The organism is Pseudoalteromonas sp. SG45-5, assembly GCF_014164085.1.
In the GTDB taxonomy this organism is placed as follows: Bacteria; Pseudomonadota; Gammaproteobacteria; order Enterobacterales; family Alteromonadaceae; genus Pseudoalteromonas; species Pseudoalteromonas aliena.
In genome coordinates this window covers 1-903 of the sequence record NZ_JACJEM010000130.1, presented here as the reverse complement: position 1 = coordinate 903, position 903 = coordinate 1, and the positions used below count along the sequence as shown (strand labels likewise).

The following is a 903-nucleotide window of genomic DNA, read 5'->3' as shown; positions in this document are numbered from 1 at the left end:
ATATTGATTGGTGCTTATATAAATATAGGCATTTAGTTGAAAATGCCTTTGCAAGGCTAAAGCACTTCCGTGCTATAGCGACAAGGTACGATAAATTGAAATTACAGTTTGAGAGTATGTTAGCGTTGGCATGTGCAATGATTTGGCTACCAATGTGAAAGATCAACAGCCCCTAGTTAAATATTTATTTACAAGATAGCATAAATAAACAATCCCCCGCCCTAAAAATTAACAACAAGTTGAGCTAGATTTAACCTCAATAAATAATAAATTATTTAAAAGAGTAAACGTCTGCTTTTCGCTCAAAGCCAGCCTTAGAGTAATTACGTTAACTTATTATGGGGCAGAATCGAGTTACACTTCAATGACCGCTCACAGCACATAGTAGTCAACTAAACTTGGCTGTATTTTCATGAAATTGGCTTTTTTAAAGTCTGTATTTAATAACTTTATACCATTATAAGCTTCAATATTATGCCAAGTTACACTTGACTTGTGTCGTTGTAGCTCAGTGAAATCGAATGTGGCTTTGCCAAGTTATACTTCAAACAACAATAATGGTTCAAGAGGGGGATGTACCAGAAAACTGATTAATTTAGAATAAAAGCCATTTTTAAAAATGGCTTTTATTGGTTGGGGGTTATCGTTGTGTAAGTTGTTGGCTTATTTCTTCAAATATACTGGCATCGTCTATGGTTGAAGGTATTTGTAATTCTTCGCCATCGACTAGTTGACGTAGGTTTTTACGTAAAATTTTACCTGAACGAGTTTTTGGCAGCCTATCGACACTAACGATATTTTTTAAGCATGCAATAGCGCCTATTTGATTGCGAACGGCAGCCACAAGCGCTTGTTCTACTTCTTTGGTTGAACCTACAAAATCATCTTTAAGCACAATCATAC

At 35.3% G+C, this 903-nt stretch carries 1 protein-coding gene and 1 pseudogene; one reads left to right on the top strand and one right to left on the bottom strand.

The window, feature by feature from the left end; all coding sequences use genetic code 11:
- Nucleotides 1–158: pseudogene (locus tag H5119_RS19950) on the top strand (IS5/IS1182 family transposase); the annotation flags it as partial.
- Between the two features lie 482 nt (nucleotides 159–640).
- Here H5119_RS19950 and H5119_RS19945 read toward each other — a convergent pair.
- Nucleotides 641–903, bottom strand: a 263-nt coding sequence (locus H5119_RS19945; protein WP_404936267.1) for an AMP-binding enzyme, incomplete at its 5' end; no start/stop codon positions are given.